A 17,899-nucleotide genomic window follows, 5' to 3' on the forward strand; every position below is an offset into this window, starting at 1 on the left:
GGCTCAGCGGGCGGGGAGCACCCGGCCGCGCACCTCGCCCAGCTCCAGGCGTCCCCCGCCGACCGCGGGGGCCGTCGCGGAGATGACGACCTCGTCGCCGTCCTCCAGGTACGTGCGCACGGCGCCGCCGCCCAGGGCGAGCGGTTCGGTGCCGCCCCAGCTCAGCTCCAGCAGGCAGCCGCGCTGGTCGCGCCGGGCCCCGGACACCGTGCCCGAGCCGAGCAGGTCACCGGCCCGCAGCGGCGATCCGTTCGTCGTCAGGTGCGTGACGAGCTGGGCAGGCGTCCAGTACAGGTCCACCGCCGGCGGCCGGGACACGGTGACGCCGTTGATCGCCAGCTCCAGGGCGACGTCGAGGCCGCGGTCGGCGGCGCCGCTCAGGTAGGGCAGGGGGGCGGGGTCGCGCGGGGGCGGCTCGGTCCAGGCGGCGGCCAGCTCGTCGAGCGGGGTGACCCACCCCGAGACCGACGTGGCGAACGACTTCCCGAGCAGGGGCCCGAGCGGGCGCGACTCGAAGGACTGGACGTCGCGCGCGGACCAGTCGTTGAGCAGCACGACGCCGAAGACGTGGTCGAGCGCGTCCTCGAGGGGGACCCGGCCGGCGGAGCCGCCGAGGACGAACCCCAGCTCGACCTCGACGTCGAGCTGCCGCGTCGGCGCCAGCTCCCCCGCGGCGACCTGGCCCCACGGGCGCACCACCGGCGTGCCCGACACCCGCACCGTGCCCGCGCGCCCGTGGTAGCCGACCGGGAGGTGCTTCCAGTTCGGCGGGAGCGACGCGCCGGTGGGCCGCGCGATCGTGGCGGCGTTCAGCGCGTGCCGCTCGCAGGCGAAGAAGTCGACGTAGTCGGCCACGGCGAACGGCAGCCGCAGCTCCAGCCCGGCCGGGGGGAGCACGTACGGCGCGTGGTCGGTGCGCAGCCGCTCCGCGAGCCAGCCGTGCACCTCCCGCCAGGCCGGACGGCCCGCGGCCAGCAGCGCGTCGAGGGAGGGGGCGGCGAGCAGCTCCGGGTGCGGCCCGCCCTCGACGTCGGCCAGCGACCCGACGTCGACGACCCCCTCGGGCGAGCGCGCCACGACCCGACCGGGTCCCGGCCGACCCGACCCACCCACGACCCCCAGCGCCAGGCTCCGCATGCCCGGCACCGTAGCCGTCGGTCAGCCCAGCTCGTAGGTGAACGCGTAGGTGTGCTCGCCGTCCGGGGAGCGCTGGATGCTCAGCTCGCCGCGCAGGCCGGTCAGCGCACCGGTGGCCGAGCCGGGCACCACGTCGATGCTCGCCGACCCGCCGGTCGCGCTGCCCACCGCCGAGTGCCGCAGCACGAACGTGCCCGACCGACCGTCGACCGCCGCGGTCACCCGCTCGATGCCGACGTAGGCCGCCGACCCCTCCTGCGCGAACGCCTGCAGCAGCTGCGTCTCGCTGCCCCCGCTGATCCCGCCCTCGAACGCCTTGGTGCTGCTCACCCGGAGCAGCCTCGCGCCCTCCGCGTCGTCGTAGACCTCCTCGTCCCAGCGGGTCAGGTCGAACCGTCCGGTCGTCGTCGTCATGGCGCCATCCTGGTCGGGTCCGCGCGGTGGGCATTGGAGTTTCCCGACACGCGGCGCAGCACCCGCAGCCAGGGCGCACGGTCGTCGCCGTGCTCACCGCCCGCGCGGTCAGCCCCGCTTCCGGGTGACCGACTCCAGGTAGGCCGCCGTCCAGCCGTCGGAGCCGCGGCGGATCCACAGCGCGAGGGTCGCCTCGGCCTCCTCGGCGGCCCCGTCCATCCGCTGCAGCGCCTCGCGGCGCAGCTGGGCCTTGGTGAACGCGAACGTGTCGGCCGGGATCCTCGACGCCAGGTCGCGGGCGCGGTCGAGCGCGGCGGGCAGCAGGTCGTCGGCGGGCAGCACCTCGTCGACCAGGCCCATCGCCCGCGCGTCGGCGGGGAGGTGGGTGTCCGCGCCGGTGATCAGCCTCCGGGCCACCTGGTCACCCACCGCGTACCGGACGACCTCGACCGCGACCCGGGGCAGCGGCACGCCCACCACGAGCTCCGGGAGCCCGATGCGGGCCGGGCCGTCGGCCATCAGCACGACGTCGGCGGCCGCGGCCAGCACGGCCCCGCCGGCGATCGCGTGCCCGTTGACCGCCGCCACCACCGGCTTGCCCAGCTCGAACACGCTGCGGAACAGCCCGTCCAGCGCCGGGACGAACCGCCGCGCGTAGGCCTCGCCGTCGGTCACCAGCCGCCGCAGGTCGGCGCCCGCGGAGAACGCCCGCCCCGATCCGGTGAGCACGACGGCGCGCACCGGATCCGTGACGAGTGCCCGGACCTGCGCTGCGACCGCGTCGCACAGCTCGGGGTCCAGGGCGTTGACCGGTCCGTGGGACAGGCGGAGGACGGCCACGTCGCCGTCGCGCTCGAGTTCGATCACGAACCGGGACGGTACCCGCAGCGATCACATGGCAGGCTCCGCATGAGCCGAGACCGACAGAGGAGTTGCCATGCCGCAGAACGTGCGCGGGGTCGTCGCCATGAAGAAGGGCGAGCCCGTCTCCGTCGAGACGATCGTCATCCCCGATCCCGGACCCGGCGAGGCGGTCGTCCAGGTCCAGGCCTGCGGCGTCTGCCACACCGACCTGCACTACCGCGAGGGCGGGATCAACGACGAGTTCCCGTTCCTGCTCGGCCACGAGGCCGCGGGCGTCGTGGAGTCCGTCGGCGAGGGCGTCACCGACGTCGCGCCGGGTGACTTCGTGATCCTCAACTGGCGCGCGGTCGACGGCACCTGCCGGGCGTGTCGCCGCGGCGAGCCCTGGTACTGCTTCTCCACCCACAACGCCGCCCAGAAGATGACGCTGGAGTCGGGCCAGGAGCTCTCCGCCGCGCTGGGCATCGGCGCGTTCGTCGAGAAGACCCTCGTCCACGCCGGGCAGTGCACGAAGGTCAACCCGGCCGTGAAGCCCGAGGTCGCGGGCCTGCTGGGCTGCGGCGTCATGGCCGGCATCGGGGCGGCCATCAACACCGGCGGCATCGGCCGCGGCCAGTCGATCGCCGTCATCGGCTGCGGCGGCGTCGGTGACGCGGCCATCGCCGGAGCGCAGCTCGCCGGGGCGGCGACGATCATCGCGATCGACACCGACGACCGGAAGCTGGAGTGGGCCAAGGGCTTCGGCGCGACCCACACCATCAACGCCAAGCAGCAGGACGTCGTGGAGGCCGTGCAGGCGCTCACCGACGGCAACGGCGCCGACGTCGTCGTCGACGCGGTGGGCCGGCCGGAGACCTTCAAGCAGGCCTTCTACGCCCGCGACCTCGCCGGCACCGCCGTCCTGGTCGGCGTCCCGACGCCGGACATGGTGCTGGAGCTCCCGCTGATCGACGTGTTCGGCCGCGGCGGCTCCACCAAGTCCTCCTGGTACGGCGACTGCCTGCCCAGCCGCGACTTCCCGATGCTCGTCGACCTGCACCTGCAGGGCCGGCTGCCGCTGGAGAAGTTCGTCAGCGAGACGATCGCGCTCGACGGCGTCGAGGCGGCGTTCGAGAAGATGCACAAGGGCGACGTCCTGCGCTCGGTCGTGGTCTTCTGATGGCCCCGATCGACCACCTGGTCACGTCCGGCACGTTCTCGCTCGACGGCGGCACCTGGGACGTCGACAACAACGTGTGGATCGTCGGTGACGAGAACGAGGTGTTCGTCATCGACGCCGCGCACGACGTCGAGGCGATCGTCGCCGCGGTGAACGGGCGCACGGTGAAGGCCGTCGTCTGCACCCACGCCCACGACGACCACGTCAACCAGGCCCCGGCGCTGGCCGACCGGTTCTCCGCCCCGATCCTGCTCAACCCGGCCGAGTCGGTCCTGTGGGACATGACCTGGCCGGACCGCAGGCCCGACGGCGAGCTGGCCGACGGCCAGGTCCTCACCGCGGGCGGCGTCGAGCTGCGGGTGCTGCAGACCCCGGGCCACTCCCCCGGCTCGTCGTGCCTGTACTCCGCGGAGCTGGGCACCGTGTTCTCCGGCGACACCCTGTTCCAGGGCGGGCCCGGTGCCACGGGGCGCTCGTACTCGAGCTTCGACACGATCATCGAGTCGATCCGGACGACGCTGCTCACGTTGCCCGGCGCCACCACCGTGCGCACCGGTCACGGCGACGCCACCAGCATCGGCGACGAGGCCCCGCACCTGGAGGAGTGGATCGCGAAGGGCGCCTGACGGGCGGTGCCGGGGCCCGGCTCCACCTGCGGGTGCGCGGTGGCGGCCGGGCGCGTGGGGCCTGGTCAGCCCACGAACGGGTGGATGATCCAGAACGCCAGCGCCGCCGAGAGCCCGGCCATGGGGATCGTCAGCACCCAGGCGATGGCGATGTTGCCCGCCACGCCCCACCGCACGGCCGAGAGCCGCTTGGTGGCCCCGACCCCGAGGATCGACGAGGTGATCGTCTGGGTCGTGGAGATGGGGGCCGCGAACACGAACGCGGTCGTGTAGAGCACCGCGGACGCCGTGGCCTCGGCGGCGAACCCCCGCGGCGGGTCGAGGTCGATGATCCGCCGCCCCAGCGTCCGCATGATCCGCCAGCCGCCCGCGTACGTCCCGGCCGACAGCGCGCCCGCCGAGAGCACGACGACCCACCACGGGACCTCGAACCCCTGGTGGTAGCCGCCGATGACGAGCGCGAGCACGATCACGCCCATCGTCTTCTGCGCGTCCTGCAGCCCGTGGCCCAGCGCCATCGCGGCGGCCGACACGGTCTGGGCGTAGCGGAAGCCGCGGGAGAGGCGGCGCGGGCGGCCGTTGCGGAAGATCCACAGGATCGCCAGCATCACGGCCCCGGCCAGCACGAAGCCGACGATCGGCGAGAGCACCATCGGGATGACGACCTTCTCGACCACCCCCGTCCACTGCACCGTGCCCGCCGCGGCCAGCGCCGCCCCGACGAGCCCGCCGATCAGCGCGTGCGACGACGACGACGGCAGCCCGAACCACCACGTCACGAGGTTCCAGGCGATCGCCCCGATCAGCGCGGCGAGCACCACGACCAGCCCGGAGATGCCCTGCGGCGCCTCGATGATCCCGCTGCCGACCGTGGACGCGACCTCGGTGCCGAGGAAGGCCCCGACCATGTTCATCACCGCGGCCATGATCAGCGCGGTGCGCGGGGCGAGCGCGCGCGTCGACACCGACGTCGCGATCGCGTTCGCGGCGTCGTGGAAGCCGTTCGTGTAGTCGAACCCGAGAGCCACGACGATCACCACGACGACCGCGGCGAGCTCCACTCAGGCCTCCTTGACGGCGATGCTCTCGACGGTGTTGGCCACCGTCTCGAACGCGTCGGCCGCCTCCTCGAGCGTCTCGACGACCTCCTTGACCTTGAGCACCGTCAGCACGTCGGCGGGCGGGGCGCCGTCGGGCGGGGCCAGCAGGTCGCCGAGGAGCCGTCGGTAGACGGTGTCGGCCTCGTCCTCCAGGGAGTTGACGTGGATCCAGTACTCCTGGAGCTCCGCCATCTTCTCCAGCCGCGGCATCGCGTCCGCGGTGGCCGCGGCCGCGCGGCGCAGCACCTCGACCTGCTCGGCGACGCCGCCGGGCAGCGTCCCGAGCCGGTACAGCACGATCCGGTCGGCGGCCTCCTCGATGAAGTCGAGGACGTCGTCGAGGGAGGACGCGAGGCGGTAGATGTCCTCGCGGTCGAACGGCGTCACGAACGTCGAGTTGAGCTTGACCATGATCTCGTGGGTCACCGTGTCGCCCGCGTGCTCGGCGTCCTTCACCCGCTGCGCGAGCGCGGGACGGCCGGACGGCTCCGCGGCCACGAGCTCGGCCAGGTCGTCGGCCGCGGCGACGATCGTCTCCGCCGCCCGGGTGAACAGCGGGTAGAAGCCTCGTTCATGGGGCGTTAACCGGAAAGCCACCGGGACTTTCTACCCTGCACCGATCGGCGCACCCACGGCGCGCCCACGGCGAGCAGCACGACCGCCGAGAGGCCGAACGCGGCGCGGAAGCCGAACGGGTCCGCGACCGCCCCCAGCCCGACGGCGCCGATCCCGGTCCCCGCGTCGTAGGCGATGTTCCAGGCCGCGCTCGCCGAGCCGTACCCGGTCGGGCCCGACGCGGCGAACAGCGTGGTGAGGGCGTCGTTCTGCACCAGGCCGAAGCCGACACCGACGATCCCCGCCCCCACGACGACCAGCGGCCCGGGCCCGCCCAGCGCGAGCACCTCGACCGCCATCCCCACCGCGGCCAGCGCCACGCCGGGCCGCAGCAACCGCCCGCCCATGCCGTGCCGGTCCACCAGCCGCCCGGCCGCCGTGCGCCCGACCAGGGCCCCGGCCGCGGTCACCAGCAGGGCCGCCGCCACGAGCCCCGCCGCCCCCGGCACGGCCAGCGGCAGGAACGTGACGAGCCCGCCCTGGGCCACCGAGCAGGCCAGCATCGCGACGAGCGGCGCCGCGGCCCCGCGCGCGAGCCGGGGCCGGCGCTCCCCGGGGTCGCCGGTCCCGCGCCCCCGGGCCGCGTGGTCGGGCACCCGCAGCCACGGCAGCGCGACGAGCCCGAGCAGCGGCGCCACCCCGGCCGCGACGAACACCCCGGTGAACCCGGCGACGTCGACGACCGCCACCCCCGCGGGCAGCAGCGCGAGCTGCGGCACCCCGATGGCGACGCCGTAGCGCGCCGCGGCCCGCCCGTGCTCCGCGGGCGCGACGAGCTCGGCCACCAGCGCGCTGCCCACGACCGTCAGCAGCCCGAACCCGACGCCGCGCGCCGCCGACACCGCGAGCACCGGCCCGATCGCGGACGAGAGCGCGAGCAGCGGCGTCGGCGCCCCGAGCATCAGCAGCCCGACGGCGAGCACCGACCGGTAGCCCCACCGCGCCACCAGCCACGGCACGGCGAGCTGGGTGAGGATCGTCGTGAGCATCAGCGCACCGGTCGTGGCCCCGGCGGCCAGCTCCCCCGCCCCCGACGCCCACAGCGGCACCACCGGCAGCAGCAGCGCGTAGCCGCCGAACCCCAGGACGGTCGCGACGAGCATGAGCCGGAACGGCCACGACCTCACGGGGCGGGTCGCCAGACCCGGCGCTCGGTCACCACCGCGGTGACGAGGTCGGCGGGCGTCACGTCGAACGCGGGGTTCCAGGCCGGGCCCTCGCAGACCTCGCGGGGGTCGCGCTCCTCGATCTCGATGTGCCGGCCGTCAGGGGTGGCGGGGTCGACCGTGCTCTCCGGTGCGGCCACGAGGAACGGGATCCGGGCGCGGGCAGCGGCGAGCGCGAGCGGGTACGTCCCGATCTTGTTGGCGACGTCGCCGTTCGCGGCGATCCGGTCGGCCCCCACCACCACGGCGTCGACGAGCCCGCGCGCGATCACCGACGCCCCCGCCCCGTCGACGACGACGTGGTGCTCCACGCCGATCACGGCGAGCTCCAGCGCGGTGATCCGCGATCCCTGCAGCAGCGGCCGCGTCTCGTCGGCGACGACGTGCCGGACCCGCCCGCGCGCGTGCAGCGAGCGCACCACACCCAGTGCCGTGCCCCACTCGACGCAGGCCAGCGCCCCGGCGTTGCAGTGGGTGTGCAGCCGGAGCGGGCCCTCGCCGCACAGCTCCGCGAGCAGGTCGGCGCCCCGCTCCCCGATCGCGTGGCAGGCGGCGACGTCCTCGTCGCGCAGCTCCAACGCGGCGGCGAGGGCGGCGGCCGGCCCGCCGGGCAGCGCGGCACGGGCCCGCCCGACCCCGACGGCGAGGTTCACCGCGGTCGGCCGGGCGGCGGCGATGCGGTCGCACGCGGCGTCCAGGGCGGCGCCGTCGAGCGTGCGGGCGGCGAGCGCCACCCCGAGCGCCCCCGCCACGCCGAGCGCGGGCGCCCCGCGCACCACCAGCCGTCGGACGGCGTCGACCAGCGCGTCGACGTCGGTGACGACGGTCGTCCGGATCTCGGGGAGCGCGGTCTGGTCGACGAGCACGATGCCGTCGCCGTCCCAGTCGATCGTCCTCGGCAGCACGAACCGGACCCTATGTCGCAAGTTGGGACACACATCTCCGTTGGGATGCAGTACGAACTCGGTTAGCCTCACTGCACGAGCGGAATTAGAGGAGACTAATGATCGGCGATCGAGTGCCCGACTGCTGCCGGATGCCGCACACGTCCGCGGTGGAGGACACGCTGCGCACCGTGTTCGTGCGCAGCGGTCGCAGCGAGCCGGTCAGCACGTCGGCGCTCGCCGACGAGCTGCACGTGAGCCCGCCCACCGTGTCGATCATGCTCAAGCGGCTCACCGCGGCCGGGCTGCTGCGCCGCACCGACGGCCACCTCGCCGCCCTCACCGAGCACGGCGCCGCGCACGCCCGCGACGTCGTGCGCCGCCACCGGCTGCTGGAGGCGTTCCTCGCCCAGGAGCTGGGCGTGCCGTGGGACGAGGTGCACTCCGAGGCCGACGCGCTGGAGCACGCGGTGTCCGACCGCCTGGTCGACCGCATCGACCGCCACCTCGGCCGCCCGGAGCGCGACCCGCACGGCGACCCGATCCCGCGCGGTGCCGGCGGCCTCGACGAGGGCTGGGGCGTGCGGCTCGACGCCGCACCCGACGGCTCGACGTTCGACGTCGAGCGCGTCTACGACCGCGACAGCGCCGCCCTGCGCTACCTGGCCGGCCTCGGCATCCAGCCCGGCGTCCGGCTCGACGTGACCGAGCGCCAGCCCTTCGGCGGCCCCCTCTGGGTCCGCGTCGGGGCCGCCGACCACGCGCTGGGCGAGCCGCTGACCCACCTCGTGCACGGGCGGGTCGTGGCATGAGGAGGGTCCTCGCGGCGCTCGCGCTCGTCGTGCTCACCGGCTGCACGTCCACCGCCGCGTCCGGCGACGAGCCGATCGGCGACCGCCCGGTCCGCGTCACCACCACCACCAACTTCATCACCGACACCGTCGAGCGGATCGGCGGCGCGGACGTCGAGGTCACCGGGCTGATGGGCCCCGGGGTCGACCCGCACCTCTACCGCGCCAGCGCCGGCGACGTGCAGACGCTCCGCCAGGCCGACGTGATCTTCTACGGCGGGCTGCAGCTGGAGGGCCGGATGGCCGAGCTGCTCGACGAGCTCGCCGCCCGCCAGCCCACGCAGGCCGTCACCGACGACATCCCGCGCACCGACCTGCTCGCCCCCGCCCCCGGCGCGAACGAGGAGTACGACCCGCACGTGTGGTTCGACGTCGGGCTCTGGGAGCAGGTCAGCCGCACGATCGCCGCGACGCTGTCCGAGCGCGACCCGGCCCGCGCCGACGCCTACGCGACGCGCCTGGACACCTACCTCGCCGAGCTCACCGAGCTCGACGCCTACGTCGCCGCGCGGATGGCCGAGATCGCGCCCGAGCGGCGACTGCTGGTCACCTCGCACGACGCGTTCGAGTACTTCGGCCGCCGCTACGGCCTGGAGGTGGCCGGCATCCAGGGCATCTCCACCGCCGCGGAGGCCACCACCGCCGACGTCGAGCGCGTCGCCGAGCTGATCGCCGCCCGCGGCGTGCCCGCGGTGTTCGTCGAGTCCAGCGTGCCCCGCCAGACCATCGACGCCCTGATCGCAGCGGCGGGCCGGCGCGGCGCGGCCGTCACCGTCGGCGGCGAGCTCTACACCGACGCCGCCGGGGAGCCCGGCACACCCCAGGGCACCTACGTCGGCATGCTCCGCGCCAACGCCGACCTGATCGCCGACGGCCTCACCGAGACGCAGGGAAGCTGAGATGTTCATGCCCGCACGCACGACCCACGCCCTGGAGATCCGTTCCCTGACGGTCTCCTACCGGTCGGCCCCGGTGCTCTGGGAGGTCGACGCCCACTTCCCGGCCGGTCGGCTCGGCGCGATCGTCGGCCCCAACGGCGCCGGCAAGTCGACGCTGCTCAAGGCCGCGCTCGGGCTCGTGCCCACCGACGCGGGCCGGGTGCTGATCGACGGCGCGGAGGGGCGGACCGCGCTCGACCGCGTCGCCTACGTGCCGCAGCGCGAGTCCGTCGACTGGGACTTCCCCATCACCGTCGACGAGGTCGTCGCGATGGGCCGCTACCGCGCCACGGGCTGGTTCCGCCGCGTCGGCCGCGCCGACCGGGCGATCGCCGCGCAGTGCCTGGAGCGCGTCGGGATGGCGGCCTACGGGAAGCGGCAGATCGGGCAGCTGTCGGGCGGGCAGCGCCAGCGCGTGTTCCTCGCCCGCGCGCTGGCCCAGCAGGCGCCCGTGCTCGTCATGGACGAGCCGTTCGCCGGGATCGACGCCCGCACCCAGTCCGACCTGCTGGCGCTGCTCGGCGGCATCCGCGACGACGGCGGCTCGGTGATCGTCGTGCACCACGACATGGCGCAGGTGCGCGCCGCGTTCGACTGGACGCTGCTGCTCAACGTCCGCGCGCTGGGCTGCGGCCCCACCGCCGAGGTGCTGACGTCGAGCGCCGTGCGCAGCGCGTACGGCGTGCCCGACGAGGCCGTGGCCTGGGCGGGCTGAGGTGTTCCCCCTCGCGGCGCTCCCCTACACCGACACGGTCGTGGTCCTCGGCGCGCTCGTGCTCGGCCTCACCAGCGGCGTCCTCGGCACGTTCGCGGTGCTGCGGCAGCGCAGCCTCGTCGGGGACGCGGTGGCGCACTCCACGCTGCCGGGCGTCTGCGTGGCGTTCCTCGTCGCCGGGGTGAAGGACGTGCCCGGCCTGCTCGTCGGGGCGGCGGTGGCCGGGCTGGTCGCGGCGCTGCTCATGGTCGGCATCGAGCGCACCGGGCGGATCAAGCCCGACACCGCGATCGGCGTGGTGCTGTCGGGCTTCTTCTCCCTCGGTGTCGTCCTGCTGACCCACATCGCGAGCACCGCCGACGCCGACCAGGCCGGCCTGGAGAACTACCTGTTCGGCCAGGCCGCGGGCCTGCTCGCGTCCGACGTCGTGGTGATGGCGGTGCTCGGCGGCGTCGCGCTGCTGGTCGTCGGGGCGCTGCGCCGCGCGCTCACCACCACCCTGTTCGACTCCTCCTACGCCGGGTCGATCGGCCTGCCGGTGCGGGCGCTGGAGGTCCTGATGACGGGGCTGCTGGTCGTCGCCGTCGTCATCGGCGTCCGGGTGGTCGGGGCGATCCTCATGGTGGCGATGCTCGTCGTGCCGACCGTCGTGGCCCGCCAGCTCGCCGACCGCTTCACCTACGTGCTGCCGCTCGCCGGGGTCGTCGGCGCGGTCGTCGGGATCACCGGGTCGCTGCTGGCCACCCGCGCCGCGCTGCCGACCGGGCCGGTGATCGTGCTGGTCGGGTTCTCGATCGCCGTGGCGGCGGTGCTGCTGGCGCCGGGCCGCGGGGTGCTGTGGCGGGCCTCCCGGCTGGCGAACCGCCGCCGCCGGGTGCTCCGCGACGCCGTGCTCGTCTCGCCGGGTGCCCCGATGCGCTCGGTCGGCGACCGCATGGCCCGCGCCTCCCTGCGCCGCTCCGGGCTGCTCGACGACCACGGCCTCACCCCCGCCGGGCACCGCGCCGCCGACGAGCTGGCCGACCGCCGGGCGCTGTGGTCGGCGTGGCTGGAGCACGGCGCGCTCGTCGACCTGCCCGACGCCCGCGAACCCGACCCCACCGACCTGCGCGGCAGCCTCGGCGACGACGCCGTCGCGCAGCTGCGCCTGCTGAGCGCCGGAGGCCGCCGTGGGTGACGCCGTGCTCGGCGACAGCATCGTGATCATCGTGGTGGCCGGGCTGGTCGCCACCGCCTGCGGGCTGCTCGGCCCGTTCCTCGTGCTGCGCCGGATCGCCCTGCTCTCCGACGCCGTCAGCCACGCCGTGCTGCCCGGGATCGTCGCCGTCTGGCTGGTCTGGCAGACGCGCGCGCCGCTCCCGGTCGTCGTCGGGGCGGCGGCGTTCGCGGTGCTCTGCGTCCTGGGCATCGACGCGCTGCGCGCCAGCGGGCTCATGGCGTCCGACGCGGCGATCGCGCTGGTGTTCCCCGCCCTGTTCTCCCTGGGCGTCCTGGGCGTCACCCGCTTCGCCGACGGCATCCACCTCGACCTCGACTCCACGATCTACGGCGAGATCGCGTTCGTCCCGTTCGACGCCATCGACCTCGGCGGCGGGGTCGGCGTCGCGCGGGCCGGCGTCACGCTCGCCGTGGTCGTGGTGCTCAACCTGCTGCTGGTGACCCTGCTGTGGAAGGAGCTCAAGGCCACCACGTTCGACCCGGCCTTCGGGGCGACGGTCCGGCTGCGGCCGCAGCTGCTCTCGCGGCTGCTGCTCGTCGCCGTCGCCGTCACGGCGGTCTCGGCGTTCGAGGCGGTGGGCGCGATCCTCGTCGTCACGATGCTGATCGTCCCCGCGGCCACGGCGTACCTGCTCACCGACCGGTTGGTCGTGATGGTGGCGCTGGCCGTCGGCGTCGGGTGGGTGGGCGCGATCGCCGGGCACAGCCTCGCCATCGCCTACGACAGCTCGATCGCCGGCGCGATGGGCCTGGTCTGCGCGGCCTGCTTCGTGCTCGCCCTGCTGCTGTCCCCGAAGCACGGCCTGCTCACCCGGCGCCTGCGCCGCAGAGCCGGCGTAGCGTCGGCCCCGTGATCTGGCCCGACGCCGACTTCCCCGACACCCCCTACCCCGGCACGGTCCCGCCCGCGTCGTTCGTCCACGTCGACGGGGCCTCCCACGAGCTGACGCCCGGCCCGTCGCGGGTCGACGACGTCCCGCTCGACGACTGGCTCGCCGCCCGCGGGGCCGCCCCGGCCGCGGGACGGGTCCCGGTGCTGGCCTACGGCTCCAACCGCTCCCCCGGCAAGATCAGCTGGCTGCGGGCCGAGATGGGCCTGGGCGCGGACCCCGTCGTCGTGCTGCGCGCCCGCACGTCCGGGGTGACCGCGGTGTGGGCGGCCGGGCTCCGTGCCCGCGACGGTCAGCGGCCCGCGACCCTCGCCGCCGCCCCCGGCATCGAGGAGGAGCACGCGGTCTGGTTCGCCACGCCCGAGCAGGTCGCGGTGCTCGACCGCTGCGAGGGCCGCGACGAGCGCTTCCGCCTCGCCCGCCTGCGCACCGGCACCGTGCACACCGAGGACGGCGCCCGGATCGACGAGCCGTGGGTCTACGTCGGGCACTCCCCCGCCCGGGCCCCGCTGCACGTCGGCGGCGAGCCCGTGCGGTGCGTCTCCACCCCGCAGGCCGCCGCCGTCGACCTGGTCGGCGAACCCGGCCCCGACGGGCTCGACGCCCCCACCGCCGTCGGCGCGCCGCATCCCGACGAGTGGCCGACGGAGCTGTTCGCCTACGGCCTGCTGCAGCCGGGGCAGGTCTCGTGGCACTACGTGGAGCCCTACGCCGCGGGCGGGCACCGGCACGCCACGGTCGCGGGGTCCGTGCTCGACACCGGACGCGGCTATCCCGCCTGGCTCCCCGACTCCGTCGGCGCCGTCCCGGGCACGCTGATCGCGCTGCGCGACCCGGTCGCCGCGTTCCCCGCGATGGACGCCTACGAGGGCCCCGAGTACCAGCGGATCCGCACGGTCACCACCGACGGCACCGTGGGCTGGGCCTACGCCTGGCGCGCACCCGTCGACGGGTTCCGGCCGGGCTGGACCCCCGCCGCCGGCTGACCCCCCGCACGGACCGCGGGGCCCGCACACAGGTTCTGACCTGCGTGCGGGCCCCGCGGCGTGTGCGCGACCGGGATCAGCCGACCTTCTCCCGGATCAGCGACGCCCCCGAGCCGGGCAGCGGCTGCCCGGCGCTCTCCTTCACCAGCAGCACCGCCCCCAGCGAGATCAGCGACGCCACGGCGACGTAGATGCCCGGGCTCGCGTTGTTGCCCGTGCCCGCCACCAGCAGCGCCAGGATCGCGGGCGCCGTGCCGCCGAAGACCGACGTCGAGATGTTGTAGCCGATGGAGAACCCGCCGTAGCGGACGTCGGTGTCGAACAGCGCGGGCAGGGTGGCCGACATCGTGCCCAGCAGGAGCACGAGCAGCAGCCCCAGCACGACCAGCCCGCCGACGGTGCCCAGTGCCGTGCCCGAGTCGAGCATGAGGAACGCGGGGTAGGACAGCACGATGAACCCGATGCAGGACCCGAGGATCAGCGGCTTGCGGCCGATCCGGTCGGACAGCGCACCGACCGGGATGATCACGATCATGATCAGCAGCATCATGCCGAGGATGTAGAGCAGCGCCGGCGTGGGCTCCAGCCCGGTCGTCGACTCCAGGTACGTCGGCATGTAGAAGAGGATCGTGTAGACCGCGACGTTGTAGAACAGCACCAGGCCGACGCAGACGAGGATCGGGCGCCAGTGCTTGGTGAGCACGTCCTTGAGCGGCGACTCCGAGACCTGGGCCTTCTCCTCCAGGGCCAGGAACGCCGGGGTGTCCTCGAGCTTGCTCCGCAGGTACAGCCCGACCAGGCCGAGCGGACCGGCGATCAGGAACGGGACGCGCCAGCCCCAGGAGTTCATGTCGGCCTCGGACAGCGACACCTGCAGCAGCGTCACCATGCCGGCCGCCAGGACGAACCCGCCGGTCGTGCCCAGCTCGAGGAAGCTGCAGTAGAAGCCGCGGCGCTTGTCCGGGGCGTACTCGGCGATGAACGCCGCGGCGCCGCCGTACTCGCCGCCGGTGGCGAAGCCCTGCACGATGCGCAGCAGGATGAGCATGATCGGCGCCGCGATGCCGACCATCGCGTACGTGGGCAGCAGGCCGATCAGGAAGCTGGCCCCCGACATGACGATGATCGTCAGCGCCAGGACCTTCTTGCGGCCGATCCGGTCGCCGAGCGGGCCCAGGATGATCCCGCCGAACGGGCGTACGAGGTACGCCACGGCGAAGATGGCGAGGGCGAAGAACGGACCGGCGTTCTCGGTGTCACCGCCCGGGATCAGGTTGAGCGTGATGTAGGCGACGACGTAGCTGTAGATGCCGTAGTCGAACCACTCGACCAGGTTGCCCATCGCCGCCGCCCCGACGGCCTTGCGCACCGTGGGTTCGTCGACCTCTGTCGCCGCGAAGGTGTCCGACTTGGACATCTCGGGCATGTCCGATGTGGTCATGGTGGAGCCTCCCCCGATTGGCCGACCACGCTAGGAGCGCCCGCGCAGGTCTGCAACCGCTGGCTATCCGCGCCGGGCCACGATCGCCGGCGCCAGCCGCCCGCCCTCGATGCCGTAGAGCCGGGCCGCGTTGCCCCCGAGGATCGCCCGCCGGGCGTCGAGGTCGAGGTCGCGGTAGCGGCCGCGCAGCTCGTCCGGGAAGCGGTACTCGGCCAGCTGCTCCACCAGCCGGCCCGGGCGCACGAGCGGGTAGCCGCTGCCGAACAGCAGGCGCTCCGGCCCGAACGCGAGCAGCAGCTCCCCGAACGCGCGCCCGAACTCCGCACGCGCGTCGGTGGCGGAGATCCACGGCAGGATCTCGGTGAGAAGGACGTGCACGTTGGACAGCCGGGCCAGGCGGCACAGCTCGTCGGCGGGCAGGCACCCGGCCCCGAGCACGAACGACGTGCGCGGCAGCGCGGTGGCCAGCTCCCGGAAGTGGGCGACGTCGAACCCCGCCGACGCCACGCGCTGCACCGGCCGCGTGCGCACCGGCAGCGCCGATCCCGAGCGCACCGGCTCGGCCCAGCTCGGCAGCCGCGGAGCGGTGCCGTGGACCCGCTGGCCGGCCGCCGCCCGCCAGCGGCGCCACGGCGCGGGCCCGGCCGACGGTGCGACACCCAGGTGCACCACGCCCGCCCCGGACGCCGCGCAGCGCGCCAGTGCCCGCCGCAGCCAGGTCTCCCGCAGCTCCATGCGCCCACCCGGGCGCCGGGACTCGCAGAACGTCAGCCCGCGCATGTCCCAGCGGCGCACCTTCGCGGCGATCCCCCGTGCGCCGGGCTGGCCGGCGTCCGGGTCGAGCTCGCCGCTGAGCACGAACCGGCCGGGCATCCGCGCGGCCAGCTCCGCGTGCCAGGCCACGGGCGAGAACCCGAGGACGAACAGGTCACCGAGGACGACGGGTTGCAGCACCGCCCGGTCGACGTGGCCGCCGGCGAAGACGTCCCGCCGCAGCCCGTCCTCGGTGACGCGCTCGACCTCCGGCAGCGGCACCGCGGAGCCGTCCAGCTCCCGGTGCCGCCGCAGGAGGTCGGCGGCGAACACTTCACCTGCAGGCCCCGCCTGGTTGTGCGGACTCGCGTCCCAGGCGTGGACCTGCGCGTCGACCACGAGGTAGGTCTCGCCGTCGACGTCGTACATCTACCCCACCTGCGGGCCGAGCCCGAGCGACTGCGGCGTGCTGGAGTCCGGCGAGGGCTGCGGGATGCCGTCGTCGAGGGGGCCGTACTCGGTCATCAGGGCCTTGTTCCACGGCGTCTGCTCCTCGGCCACGAGCGAGTTCGTGGTGAGGATCAGACCGGCGACGGACGCGCCGTTCTGCAGCGCGGAGCGCACGACCCGCAGCGGGTCGATGATGCCCATCTCGATCATGTTGCCGAAGCGGCCCTCGAGGGCGTCGAAGCCCTCGTCGACGCCGAGCGCGGACACCTGCTTGACGGTGTCGTTGCCGTCGTACCCGGCGTTGGTGGAGATGAGGTGCACCGGCTCGGTGAGCGCGGCCCGGACGATCTCGACGCCGATCCGGTAGTCGCCGGACACGTCGAGCGCGTCGAGCGCGGGCTCGGAGTGCAGCAGCGCCGACCCACCGCCCGCGACGATGCCCTCGGCCATGGCGGCGCGGGTGGCCTGCAGCGAGTCGTCGACGCGGTGCCGGATCTCCTTGAGCTCCGCGTTCGTCGGCGCACCGACGGAGATGATCGCGGCCTTGCCCGACAGCCGCGCGATGCGGTCGTTGAGCCAGTCCTCGTCGGTGCCGATGCTGGCGCGGTTCATCTCGGCGCGCAGCTGCGAGAGCCGGCGCTCGACGGACTCCTTGGCGCCCTGCCCGCCGATGATCGCGGTGTGCTCGTTGGTGGCGCGGACCTGTGAGGCCCGGCCGAGGTGCTCGGCGGTCATCTGCTCCAGTGAGAACGACGACGCCTTCGAGTGCACCTTGCCGCCGCATAGCGCCGCGATGTCCTCCAGCATGTGCACGCGCTTCTCACCGAAGCCGGGCGCCTGGATCGCGGTGACCTTGAGGTGCCCGTTGACGTGGTTGTGCACCAGCATCTGCAGGGCGGAGCCCTCAACCTTCTCGGCGATGATCACGAGGGGCCTCGGGTCGCGCATGATCTTCTCGAGCACCGGCATCAGCGACCGCACGTCGGTGATCTTCTCGGCGCTCATCAGGATGTAGGCGTCGTCGAGGATCGCCATCATCGACCCGGGGTCGGTGACGAGGTACGGGGAGACGTACCCGTTGTCGAACTCGAAGTCCTCGACGAAGTTGACCGAGAGACCGAGGACCGGGCCGTCGTCGACCGAGATCACGCCGTCGTCGCCGACGGTGTGCAGCGTCTGCGCCACCACACGGCCGATCGACTCGTCGTCGTTGGCGGAGATGGCCGCGACGCGGGAGAGGTGCTCCAGGCTGTCGACCTGGTGGGCCACGGTGGACAGGTGCGCGACGATCGCGCCGACCGCGATGTCGATGCCGCGCTTGACCAGCACCGGGTTGCCGCCGGCCTGGATCGCCTTCATGCCCTCGCGGACGATGGCCTGCGCCATCACCGTGGCCGTGGTGGTGCCGTCACCGACGATGTCGTTCGTCTTGATGGCGGCTTCCTTGAGGATCTGCGCCCCCATGTTCTCGAACGGGTCCTTGAGGTAGATCTCCCGTGCGATGGTCACACCGTCGTTCGTGACCTCCGGCGTGCCGGTGATCTTCTCGAGGACGACGTTGCGGCCCTTCGGGCCCAGGGTGGACTTGACGGCCTCGGCGAGTTGGTCCACGCCCGCCTTGAGCAGATCGCGGGCTTCCTGTCCGAACTTGAGTTCCTTGGCCACGGGGCCCTCCTGGAGACGTTTCTCAAC

Annotated in this window: 18 protein-coding genes; 8 read left to right on the forward strand and 10 right to left on the reverse strand. The window is 74.1% G+C overall.

The annotated features are described in order from the left end of the window. Positions 1-3 precede the first annotated feature (3 nt). The 3 genes from H6H00_RS05070 to H6H00_RS05080 form a co-directional block, all read right to left on the reverse strand. Positions 4-1,137, reverse strand: a complete 1,134-nt coding sequence (locus tag H6H00_RS05070) for a fumarylacetoacetate hydrolase family protein (RefSeq protein WP_185720193.1) — start codon at positions 1,135-1,137, stop codon at positions 4-6. Between the two features lie 21 nt (positions 1,138-1,158). Beyond that, a complete protein-coding gene (locus H6H00_RS05075) occupies positions 1,159-1,551 on the reverse strand; it encodes a DUF3224 domain-containing protein (protein ID WP_185720194.1) in 393 nt (130 codons plus the stop codon). A gap of 108 nt (positions 1,552-1,659) precedes the next feature. After that, entirely contained in the window at positions 1,660-2,418 is a 759-nt protein-coding gene (locus H6H00_RS05080) for an enoyl-CoA hydratase/isomerase family protein (protein WP_185720195.1), read from the reverse strand. A 70-nt stretch (positions 2,419-2,488) separates the two neighbouring features. Here H6H00_RS05080 and H6H00_RS05085 point away from each other — a divergent pair, with 70 nt between their 5' ends. Together H6H00_RS05085 and H6H00_RS05090 are read left to right on the forward strand one after the other, a co-directional pair. Beyond that, positions 2,489-3,574: an S-(hydroxymethyl)mycothiol dehydrogenase gene (locus tag H6H00_RS05085; protein WP_185720196.1), complete on the forward strand. Its 1,086-nt coding sequence runs from the start codon at positions 2,489-2,491 to the stop codon at positions 3,572-3,574. After that, positions 3,574-4,200 (forward strand): MBL fold metallo-hydrolase, encoded by a 627-nt coding sequence (locus tag H6H00_RS05090; protein WP_185720197.1) that lies wholly within the window; start codon positions 3,574-3,576, stop codon positions 4,198-4,200. The genes H6H00_RS05085 and H6H00_RS05090 overlap by 1 nt, the downstream gene beginning before the upstream one ends. A 65-nt stretch (positions 4,201-4,265) precedes the next feature. On the opposite strand, the gene H6H00_RS05095 is transcribed toward H6H00_RS05090, so the two are convergent. From H6H00_RS05095 to mtnA, 4 genes are read right to left on the reverse strand one after another with little or no spacing between them, the layout of a single operon-like run. Beyond that, positions 4,266-5,261, reverse strand: coding sequence for an inorganic phosphate transporter (locus tag H6H00_RS05095; RefSeq protein WP_185720198.1), 996 nt, complete (start codon positions 5,259-5,261; stop codon positions 4,266-4,268). Further along, a complete protein-coding gene (locus H6H00_RS05100; RefSeq protein ID WP_185720199.1) occupies positions 5,262-5,897 on the reverse strand; it encodes a DUF47 domain-containing protein in 636 nt (211 codons plus the stop codon). It abuts the gene before it with no gap. Next, positions 5,882-7,042: an MFS transporter gene (locus H6H00_RS05105; RefSeq protein WP_255425580.1), complete on the reverse strand. Its 1,161-nt coding sequence runs from the start codon at positions 7,040-7,042 to the stop codon at positions 5,882-5,884. Before H6H00_RS05105 ends, H6H00_RS05100 begins: the two co-directional genes overlap by 16 nt. Further along, entirely contained in the window at positions 7,039-7,983 is a 945-nt protein-coding gene (gene mtnA, locus H6H00_RS05110) for an S-methyl-5-thioribose-1-phosphate isomerase (protein WP_185722173.1), read from the reverse strand. The genes H6H00_RS05105 and mtnA overlap by 4 nt, the downstream gene beginning before the upstream one ends. A gap of 101 nt (positions 7,984-8,084) precedes the next feature. Here mtnA and H6H00_RS05115 point away from each other — a divergent pair, with 101 nt between their 5' ends. The 6 genes from H6H00_RS05115 to H6H00_RS05140 are packed head-to-tail and all read left to right on the forward strand — an operon-like array spanning position 8,085 to position 13,563. After that, positions 8,085-8,777, forward strand: coding sequence for a metal-dependent transcriptional regulator (locus H6H00_RS05115; RefSeq protein ID WP_185720200.1), 693 nt, complete (start codon positions 8,085-8,087; stop codon positions 8,775-8,777). Continuing rightward, positions 8,774-9,715, forward strand: coding sequence for a metal ABC transporter solute-binding protein, Zn/Mn family (locus tag H6H00_RS05120; protein WP_185720201.1), 942 nt, complete (start codon positions 8,774-8,776; stop codon positions 9,713-9,715). Before H6H00_RS05115 ends, H6H00_RS05120 begins: the two co-directional genes overlap by 4 nt. A 7-nt stretch (positions 9,716-9,722) precedes the next feature. Beyond that, positions 9,723-10,469, forward strand: a complete 747-nt coding sequence (locus H6H00_RS05125; RefSeq protein ID WP_255425581.1) for a metal ABC transporter ATP-binding protein — start codon at positions 9,723-9,725, stop codon at positions 10,467-10,469. Between the two features lies 1 nt (position 10,470). Further along, positions 10,471-11,646 (forward strand): metal ABC transporter permease, encoded by a 1,176-nt coding sequence (locus H6H00_RS05130; RefSeq protein WP_221775800.1) that lies wholly within the window; start codon positions 10,471-10,473, stop codon positions 11,644-11,646. Then, a complete protein-coding gene (locus tag H6H00_RS05135) occupies positions 11,639-12,541 on the forward strand; it encodes a metal ABC transporter permease (protein ID WP_255425582.1) in 903 nt (300 codons plus the stop codon). The genes H6H00_RS05130 and H6H00_RS05135 overlap by 8 nt, the downstream gene beginning before the upstream one ends. Then, complete coding sequence (locus tag H6H00_RS05140) at positions 12,538-13,563, forward strand: gamma-glutamylcyclotransferase family protein (protein WP_185720203.1); 1,026 nt, start codon at positions 12,538-12,540, stop codon at positions 13,561-13,563. Before H6H00_RS05135 ends, H6H00_RS05140 begins: the two co-directional genes overlap by 4 nt. Before the next feature lie 76 nt (positions 13,564-13,639). On the opposite strand, the gene H6H00_RS05145 is transcribed toward H6H00_RS05140, so the two are convergent. From H6H00_RS05145 to groL, 3 genes are all read right to left on the reverse strand, one after another. Further along, on the reverse strand, positions 13,640-15,004 hold the full coding sequence (locus H6H00_RS05145) for an MFS transporter (RefSeq protein ID WP_255425583.1): 1,365 nt from the start codon (positions 15,002-15,004) through the stop codon (positions 13,640-13,642). Positions 15,005-15,067: 63 nt separating this feature from the next. Then, on the reverse strand, positions 15,068-16,186 hold the full coding sequence (locus H6H00_RS05150) for an amidohydrolase family protein (protein WP_185720204.1): 1,119 nt from the start codon (positions 16,184-16,186) through the stop codon (positions 15,068-15,070). Then, positions 16,187-17,872, reverse strand: coding sequence for a chaperonin GroEL (gene groL / locus H6H00_RS05155; RefSeq protein WP_185720205.1), 1,686 nt, complete (start codon positions 17,870-17,872; stop codon positions 16,187-16,189). It abuts the gene before it with no gap. Positions 17,873-17,899: the final 27 nt, after the last annotated feature.

The sequence above is a fragment of the Pseudonocardia petroleophila genome (assembly GCF_014235185.1).
GTDB lineage: Bacteria > Actinomycetota > Actinomycetes > Mycobacteriales > Pseudonocardiaceae > Pseudonocardia > Pseudonocardia petroleophila.

Coding starts and splice junctions, on each gene's coding strand:
- H6H00_RS05120 (WP_185720201.1), top strand. CDS start 8,774: ATGAGGAGGGTCCTCGCGGCGCTCGCGCTCGTCGTGCTCACCGGCTGC.
- H6H00_RS05085 (WP_185720196.1), top strand. CDS start 2,489: ATGCCGCAGAACGTGCGCGGGGTCGTCGCCATGAAGAAGGGCGAGCCC.
- H6H00_RS05075 (WP_185720194.1), bottom strand. CDS start 1,551: ATGACGACGACGACCGGACGGTTCGACCTGACCCGCTGGGACGAGGAG.
- H6H00_RS05115 (WP_185720200.1), top strand. CDS start 8,085: ATGATCGGCGATCGAGTGCCCGACTGCTGCCGGATGCCGCACACGTCC.
- H6H00_RS05125 (WP_255425581.1), top strand. CDS start 9,723: ATGCCCGCACGCACGACCCACGCCCTGGAGATCCGTTCCCTGACGGTC.
- H6H00_RS05145 (WP_255425583.1), bottom strand. CDS start 15,004: ATGACCACATCGGACATGCCCGAGATGTCCAAGTCGGACACCTTCGCG.
- H6H00_RS05150 (WP_185720204.1), bottom strand. CDS start 16,186: ATGTACGACGTCGACGGCGAGACCTACCTCGTGGTCGACGCGCAGGTC.
- H6H00_RS05070 (WP_185720193.1), bottom strand. CDS start 1,137: ATGCGGAGCCTGGCGCTGGGGGTCGTGGGTGGGTCGGGTCGGCCGGGA.
- H6H00_RS05090 (WP_185720197.1), top strand. CDS start 3,574: ATGGCCCCGATCGACCACCTGGTCACGTCCGGCACGTTCTCGCTCGAC.